The organism is Streptomyces sp. JW3 (genome assembly GCF_052216785.1).
Classification (GTDB): domain Bacteria; phylum Actinomycetota; class Actinomycetes; order Streptomycetales; family Streptomycetaceae; genus Streptomyces.
Window position 1 is genome coordinate 41,107 of record NZ_JBQOUX010000057.1, and the last position, 7,918, is coordinate 49,024.

At 75.9% G+C, this 7,918-nt stretch carries 8 protein-coding genes; 6 read left to right on the forward strand and 2 right to left on the reverse strand.

The window, feature by feature from the left end; translation table 11 throughout:
- The first annotated feature begins 12 nt into the window (after positions 1-12).
- A complete protein-coding gene (locus ACTT8P_RS22720) occupies positions 13-585 on the forward strand; it encodes a helix-turn-helix domain-containing protein (protein WP_442833535.1) in 573 nt (190 codons plus the stop codon).
- 20 nt (positions 586-605) lie between these two features.
- The gene (locus ACTT8P_RS22725) at positions 606-1,163 is read left to right on the forward strand and encodes a YbaK/EbsC family protein (RefSeq protein ID WP_442833536.1); all 558 of its coding nucleotides are present in this window, start codon (positions 606-608) and stop codon (positions 1,161-1,163) included.
- A gap of 7 nt (positions 1,164-1,170) precedes the next feature.
- Here ACTT8P_RS22725 and ACTT8P_RS22730 read toward each other — a convergent pair whose 3' ends face one another.
- The gene (locus tag ACTT8P_RS22730) at positions 1,171-2,382 is read right to left on the reverse strand and encodes a 4-hydroxybenzoate 3-monooxygenase (protein ID WP_442833537.1); all 1,212 of its coding nucleotides are present in this window, start codon (positions 2,380-2,382) and stop codon (positions 1,171-1,173) included.
- 7 nt (positions 2,383-2,389) lie between these two features.
- Positions 2,390-2,812, reverse strand: coding sequence for a CoA-binding protein (locus ACTT8P_RS22735; protein WP_442833538.1), 423 nt, complete (start codon positions 2,810-2,812; stop codon positions 2,390-2,392).
- A gap of 119 nt (positions 2,813-2,931) precedes the next feature.
- Between ACTT8P_RS22735 and ACTT8P_RS22740 the strand changes: the two genes are divergently transcribed.
- The 4 genes from ACTT8P_RS22740 to ACTT8P_RS22755 all read left to right on the forward strand — a co-directional run.
- On the forward strand, positions 2,932-3,645 hold the full coding sequence (locus ACTT8P_RS22740; protein ID WP_442833539.1) for a hypothetical protein: 714 nt from the start codon (positions 2,932-2,934) through the stop codon (positions 3,643-3,645).
- A 30-nt stretch (positions 3,646-3,675) separates the two neighbouring features.
- A complete protein-coding gene (locus ACTT8P_RS22745) occupies positions 3,676-4,302 on the forward strand; it encodes a YigZ family protein (RefSeq protein ID WP_442833540.1) in 627 nt (208 codons plus the stop codon).
- Positions 4,303-4,409: 107 nt separating this feature from the next.
- A complete protein-coding gene (locus ACTT8P_RS22750) occupies positions 4,410-5,573 on the forward strand; it encodes an exonuclease SbcCD subunit D (protein ID WP_442833541.1) in 1,164 nt (387 codons plus the stop codon).
- Positions 5,570-7,918 (forward strand): AAA family ATPase (locus ACTT8P_RS22755; RefSeq protein WP_442833542.1); only part of this gene is annotated, 2,349 nt, incomplete at its 3' end. The genes ACTT8P_RS22750 and ACTT8P_RS22755, both read left to right, overlap by 4 nt.

Consider the following 7,918-nt stretch of genomic DNA (forward strand, 5'->3'; position numbering starts at 1 on the left):
CCTGGACGGAACGTGTCGGACCTCGACCTGCTGACCCAGTCGCTCGCGCGCAACGTCAGACGCTGGCGCACCGAGCGCGGCTTCACCCTGGACGCCCTGGCCGGCCGGGCCGGGGTCAGCCGGGGCATGCTGATCCAGATCGAACAGGCCCGGACCAACCCCAGCCTCGGCACCGTCGTCAAGATCGGCGACGCGCTCGGCGTCAGCATCCCCACCCTCCTCGACCACGAGCAGGCCGCCACGGTCCGGGTCGTGCCCGCCGACGCGGCGGTACGGCTCTGGCACACCGACGCCGGCAGCTACAGCCGGCTGCTGGCCGGCACCGAGGCGCCCGGCCCGCTGGAGATGTGGGACTGGCGGCTGATGCCGGGCGAGCACAGCCCGTCCGACCCGCACCCGGCCGGCACGGTCGAGCTGGTGCACGTCATGGCCGGCGAACTGACCATCACCGTGGACGGCACGCAGTACCGGGTGCCGGCCGGGGCGAGCGCCTCCTTCGCGGCCGACACCGCGCACACGTACGCCAACACCGGCGGCGTACCGATGGAGATGGTCATGGCGGTCTCGGTGCCGCCGGTGCGCTGAGCCCTTGTTACCGTGCGGGCATGCAGCCACCCATCGGAGACTTCGACCGGGCCACCCCCGCCCCCGACTGCCTCGACGACCTGACCCGCCCGGTCGCCGACGCGGTCCGCCACTGGCGCGGCGGCGTCCCCGCCGAGCAGCTCCTCTACGTCGACACCGACCCGGAGTGGGCCGACACCGCCACCTTCGTCGAGCACTACGGCCGCGACCTGCTGGAGCAGTCCGCCAACTGCGTCGTCGTCAGCGGCAAGCGCGGCGGCGAGAGCACGCTCGCGGCCTGCCTGGTGCTGTCCACCACCCGGGTCGACGTCAACGGCGTGGTCCGCCGTCACCTCGGCGCCCGCAAGGCGTCCTTCGCCCCGATGGACACGGCCACCGGCGAGACCGGCATGGAGTACGGCGGCATCACGCCGGTCGGCCTGCCCGGCGACTGGCCGCTGCTGGTGGACTCCGCCGTCGTCGACCTGCCCTACGTCCTGGTCGGCAGCGGCCGGCGGCGCGGCAAACTGCTGGTACCCGGCAAGGCGTTCGCGGACCTCCCGGGCGCGGTCGTCCTGGACGCACTGGGCGTCGCCTGAGCGGGCCCTACTCGCCGGTGCGTGTGCCGAGGTACTGCTCGGCGAAGGCCGCCGCGGCGACGGGGGAGTCGAACAGCCGGCGCAGCCGGGCGAGCGCGCTGCCCGCCCGGTACGGGTCGCCCGACGCCGTGCCGTGGTACACCTCCGACAGCCAGCCGCTGAACTCCTGGTAGTCCCACACCCGTGCCAGGCAGGCGCCGGAGTACCGGGCGAGGAGGGTGTCGTCGCCGTCCCGCAACCGCGCGACCAGTCCGTCGGCCAGCAGGAAGGCGTCGTGCAGGGCGAGGTTCATGCCCTTCGCGGCGATCGGCGCGGTCAGATGGGCGGCGTCCCCGGCCAGGAACAGCCGCCCGGACACCATCGGTTCGACCACGTAGTTGTGCATGTCGAGGACGCGCTTCTCGATCAGCCGCCCCTCGTTCAGCGGTGGCGCGTCCGCCGCGCGCAGCCGCTCCCGCAGCTCGTCCCACACCCGCTCGTGCGACCAGTTCGCCGGATCGTCGCCCGGCGGGCACTGGAGGTAGTACCGGGTTGTGTCGGGGCTGCGCTGCATGTGCCCGGCGAAACCGCGCGGATGCATCCCGAACACCACGCTCCGCGCCGACGGCGGCGCCTCGGCGAGCAGCGCCAGCCAGCCGATGCCGTAGTCGAACCGCGCGATCCGCGTCCGCCCGGCCGGCACCGCGGCCCGTGTCACCCCGCGCGCCCCGTCGCACCCGGCGACGAACGCGCACTCCACCACCCGGCGTTCACCGGCCTCGGCGCAGGTGTACGACACCTCGGGCCGCTCGGTGTCCAGGCCGCGCAGCCGCACGTCCCGCACCCCGAACCGCACCGCGCCGCCCCGCACGTCCACGTACTCCCGCACGAGGTCGGTCACCAGGAAGTGCTGCGGATACACCCAGTGATGACACCCCGTCAGCTCGCCGTACCGGAACCGGTACCGCTCCCCGCCGAACCGGAACTCGCACTCGCTGTGCCGCTGCGCCCGCTCCAGCAGCCGCCCGGCCAGCCCGCGCCGCTCCAGCCCGCGCACCGCCCACTCCTCGATCACCCCGGCCCGCGGCCGCTGCTCGACGAACCGGCGGCTCTCGGTCTCCAGCACCAGACAGTCCACCCCGGCGGCCCGCAGCACACAGCCCACGGTGAGCCCGGCGGGGCCGGCGCCGACGACGACGACCGGGAACCGCTCGGCGGCACGCGACGATGAGGTGGTCACCCGCGCATTATGACGGCGGGCGCTGTCCCAGGCGAGGTATCTCGATGGCCGGGCAGCGGTCCATCACCATGTCGAGCCCGGCGCCCCGGGTCCGCTCGTACGCCGCCTCGTCGACCACCCCGAGCTGGAACCACACCGCCTTCGCGCCCTTGGCGACCGCCTCGTCGGCGACCGCCCCGGCCAGCTCGCTGTTCACGAACACATCGACCACGTCCACGTCGAAGGGAATGTCCGCGAGCGAGGCGTACCCCGGCTCGCCGTGCACCGTCTCGGCCTTCGGGTGCACCGGTACGATCCGCTTCCCGAACCCCTGGAGCACCGCCGCGACCCCGTAGGCGGCCCGCCGCTGGTTGGCGGAGAGTCCCACCACCGCCCAGGTGCCACCGGTCCCGGTGAGGATCCTGCGGACGGTTGCCTCGTCGCCGTACATGCCGCTCTCCTCGCGCTGTCGGACTTCCCGGACGGGTCCCATACCGCACAACGGATCACGGCGGGCGGAGATTCCCGTGCCGTCCGGCCGCGGCGGCCCACAGGCCCTAGGCTCGCACCGTGCTCCGCATCACCGACGCCCGGACCGGCGAAACGGTCGCCGCCGCCCCCGCCCGCCGGGGCCTGACCCGCGTGCACGCGCACGTACCGGAGCGCGACGCCACCGCGCTGCGCGTGCTGCTCGTCACCGACCTGCTGGTGCGCGCCCTGGAACTCGGCGGTACGCCCGTGTGGGCGCTGCTGTCCGGCGGCCGTCAGGAGGCGGAACTGCGGGCGGACGCCGCGGCCCTCGGCACGCACCCCCTGGAGGACGGCCGGGACGCCGGCGCCGACCCGGGCGAGGCGCGGGCCGTCCATGTCGTCGCCGAGGGCGGCACGGCTCCCGACGGTGTCCTGGTGAGCGTCGCCCCCGTCGACGACCTGACCGGCTCCGCCGCCGACCCCCACGCCCTGCGGCTGGCCCTGCTCGCCCGGCCCCGGGGCGAGGCGGTACGGCTCGACGCGGCGGCCCTGGACGACGCCCGGGAAACCCTGCGGCGCCATCGCCGCGCGGTGGCCGACTGGGCGCGGCAGCCCTCGCGCCCCGTCCCGGAGGACGTCCGCGCGGGGCTGCGCGCCGGGTGGGAGGACGACCTCGACGCGCCCGCCGTACTGCGGGTCCTGCGCGAGGTGGCGACCGGTTCCGGACTGCCGGACGGCGCCCGCTTCGAGACGTACGCCTACGCCGACCGGTTCCTCGGCCTGCATCTCGTCCGCGACGTGGGCTCCGGATAGGGCCGGACGGCCGGCGCATAGGCTGGCCCGATGCAGGACCAGTACCGCACCGTCGCCCGCGCGGGTGTGCACGAGACCGAGATCAACCGCTCGCGCTTCCTGTGCGCGCTAGCCCCGGCCGGCAGCGAGCAGGAGGCGCAGGACTTCCTCGCGGCCGTGCGCGAGGAGCACGCGGACGCCACCCACAACTGCTGGGCGTACGTCATCGGCGCCGACGCCGCCGTGCAGCGCGCGAGCGACGACGGGGAGCCCGGTGGCACCGCCGGGGTGCCCATGCTCCAGATGCTGCTGCGGCGCGACATGCGGTATGTCGTCGCCGTCGTCACCCGCTACTACGGCGGGGTCAAACTGGGGGCCGGGGGACTGATCCGGGCGTACGGGGGCGCGGTCGGCCAGGCGCTGGACGCCGTGGGGACGGTGACCCGGCGGCGGTTCCGGCTGGCCGTCGTCACCGTCGACCACCAGCGGGCCGGCAAGCTCCAGAACGAGCTGCGCGCCACCGGACGCACGGTGCGCGACGTGCGCTACGGCGAGGCCGTCACCATCGGCATCGGGCTGCCGGACGCCGACGTGCCCGCCTTCCGGTCCTGGCTGGCGGACGCGACCGCCGGGACGGCCGGGCTCGAACTCGGCGGCGAAGCCTACGGAGATGCGTGAGGACAAAGCAGACAAACCAGGCAAAGCTCGCTTAGTGCTTGCCGCGGACGGGAGGAAACGGGAGTAACCGAACGTGCTGTCAGACCCGGCCGTTAATGTCGGGGAGCATGAGACTGCTGCACACTTCCGACTGGCACCTCGGCCGGGCCTTCCACCGGGTGAACATGCTCGGTGCCCAGGCCGGGTTCATCGGCCACCTCGTCGAGACCGTGCGCGAGCACGCCGTCGACGCCGTGGTCGTGTCGGGAGACGTGTACGACCGGGCGGTGCCGCCACTGGCCGCGGTCGAGCTGTTCGACGACGCCCTGCACCGCCTCGCCGCCCTCGGGGTGCCCACGGTGATGATCTCCGGCAACCATGACTCCGCCCGGCGGCTGGGGGTCGGCGCCGGGCTCATCGACCGGGCCGGGATACATCTGCGGACCGCACCCGCCGAGTGCGGCACCCCGGTGCTGCTGGCGGACGCCGACGGACCGGTGGCCTTCTACGGGCTGCCGTATCTCGAACCGGCCCTGGTGAAAGACGAGTTCGGGGTGGAGCGGGCCGGGCACGAGGCGGTGCTCGCCGCCGCCATGGACCGGGTCCGCGCCGATCTCGCGGGCCGGGCGCCGGGCACCCGGTCCGTCGTCCTCGCGCACGCCTTCGTCACCGGGGGCAGCCCGAGCGACAGTGAACGGGACATCACGGTCGGCGGGGTCGCCGCCGTGCCCGCCGGGGTGTTCGACGGCGTCGACTACGTGGCCCTCGGCCATCTGCACGGCTGCCAGACCCTCACCGAGCGCGTCCGCTACTCCGGCTCTCCGCTGCCGTACTCCTTCTCCGAGGCGACGCACCGCAAGAGCATGTGGCTGATCGACCTGGACGGCGACGGGGCGGTCGGCGCCGAGCGGCTCGACTGTCCGGTGCCGCGGCCGCTGGCCCGGCTGCGGGGCACGCTGGAGGAACTGCTCGCCGACCCCGGGCTGACCCCGCACGAGGAGGCGTGGGTGGAGGCGACGCTGACCGACCCGGTCCGGCCCGCCGACCCCATGGCGCGGCTCAGCGAGCGTTTCCCGCACACGCTCAGCCTCGTCTTCGATCCCGAACGGCCGCCGGACGATCCGGACGTGTCGTACGCGCGGCGGCTGGCCGGGCGGGACGACCAGGAGATCGCGGAGGACTTCGTCGCCCATGTGCGCGGCGCCGGACCCGACGCGCGCGAACAGGCCGTCCTGCGGGACGCGTTCGACGCCGTACGCGCGGACGCGACCGTACGGGAGGTGGCGCGGTGAGGCTGCACCGGCTGGACCTCACCGCGTTCGGCCCCTTCGGCACCGCACAGCGCGTCGACTTCGACGCGCTGTCCGCGGCCGGCCTGTTCCTGCTGCACGGACCCACCGGGGCCGGCAAGACCTCCGTCCTGGACGCCGTGTGCTACGCCCTGTACGGGTCGGTGCCGGGCGCCCGGCAGAGCGGCCAGGGCATCGGCCTGCGCAGCGACCACGCCGCCCCCGGCACCCGTACCGAGGTCCGGCTCGACCTCACCGTGGCCGGCCGCCGGCTGGAGATCACCCGGCAGCCGCCCTGGCAGCGGCCCAAGAAGCGCGGCGCGGGCACCACGCTCGACAAGGCGCAGACCTGGCTGCGCGAATACGACGCGGTGGCCGGCGGCTGGAAGGACCTCAGCCGGTCGCACCAGGAGATCGGTGAGGAGATCACGCAGCTGCTCGGGATGAGCCGGGAGCAGTTCTGCCAGGTGGTGCTGTTGCCGCAGGGCGACTTCGCGCGGTTCCTGCGCGCCGACGCCGAGGCGCGCGGCAAGCTGCTGGGCCGCCTCTTCGACACGCAGCGGTTCGCGGAGGTCGAGAAGCGGCTCGCCGAGCGACGGCGGTCCACCGAGGCCCAGGTGCGCGACGGCGACAGCACGCTGCTCGCCGACGCCCACCGCATGCAGCAGGCCGCCGGCGACGCCATGGAGCTGCCCGAGACGGCACCGGGGGAGCCGGGCCTGGCCGAAGCCGTGCTCGGCGCCGCCGCCGTCGCCCGCAGCACCGCGCGGGAGCAGCTCGCCGTCGCCCGCTGCCGGCTCACGGCCGCCGAGTTTGCCCAGACCGCCGCCGAACGGGAGCTGGCCGGCGCCCGGGACCGCGACCGGTTGCAGCGCCGGTTCGCCGAGGCGCGGGCACGGGCGGCGCGGCTGGCCGAGCGGGCCGATACCCACCGCGAGGCCGAGGCCCGGATGGCGCGGGCCCGCAAGGCGGAGACGGTGGCCCCCGCACTGGAGCTGCGGGACGCCGCCGAGGCCGAGCACCGCCGGGTGAGCGGGGCCGAGGCCCGCGCGCGGGCCCTGCTGCCGGACGGCCACGCCGAGTCCGGCGCCGCCGGGCTGGCCGCCGCCGCCCGCCGGGCCGCCGAGGAACTGGGCCGGCTGGAGTCGGCCCGTCGCGCCGAACAGCGACTGGACTCCCTCGTCGCCGAGCGCGCGGACCTCGACCGCGACGAGCGCGCCGACGACGACCTCCTCGCCGAGGCGGAGAGCTGGCTCGCGGGCTGGGACGACACCCGCGAGACGCTCAGGTCGGCGGTCGAGTCCGCGCAGGAGGCCGCCTCCCGCGCGCCCCAGCTCGCCGAGCGACGCGGGAACGCCCAGCGCCGGCTGCGCGCCGCCCGGCAGCGCGACCAGTTCGCCGGCGACACGGACGACGCCCAGCGGGCCGCCCTCGCCGCCGCCGAACGGGCCGCCGAGGCCCGCGCCCACTGGCTCGACCTGAAGGAACAGCGGCTCGACGGCATCGCCGCCGAACTCGCCGCCCGGCTCACCGCCGGCACCCCCTGCGCCGTCTGCGGCGCCACGGAACACCCCGCCCCCGCCCGCAAGGATGCCGGACACGTCGACCGGGCGGCCGAGGAGCGCGCCCTCACCGCCTACCAGCGGGCCGAGGAGGACCGCGCCGAGGCCGAGCGGCGGCTCGGCACCGTACGGGAGGCGCTCGCCGCCGCCACCGCCGAGGCGGGCGACACCCCCACCGGGCGGCTGGCCGAGGAGGCCGCGGAGATCGAGCGGGCCTGCGCGCACGCCCGGGCCGCCGCCTCCCAACTGCACGCCGCGCAGGAGCGGTTGCGCCGCGCGGAGGGGGAGCGCGAGCAGCGGATCACCGCGCAGCGCGAGGCCGCCGTCCGCGGCGCCGCCCGGGTCGGCCGCCGGGAGCGGCTGGAGCGCGAACGGGCGGTGCTGGAGGAGGAGGTCGCGCGGGTGCGCGGCGACGCCGGCAGTGTGGCCGCGCGCGCCGCCCAGTGCGAGCGCCGGGCCGCCCTGCTCACCGACGCCGCCGACACCGCCCGGGACGCCGAGGACGCGGCGCAGCGGCTGAAGGACGCCGACGCGCGCCTCGCCGACGCGGCCTTCCGCGCCGGGTTCGACACCCCGCGGGCGGCGGCAGCCGCGCTGCTGGACGACGCCGCCCACCGGGAACTGCAACGGCGGCTCGACGCCTGGCAGGCGGAGGAGGCCGCGGTACGCGCGGTGCTCGCCGAGGAGGACACGGCCGCCGCCGCGCGGCTGCCCGCCGCGGACGTCGGGGCGGCGGAGTCGGCGGCCGAGGCGGCGGTCCGGCGGCTGCGCGAGGCCGCCTCCGCG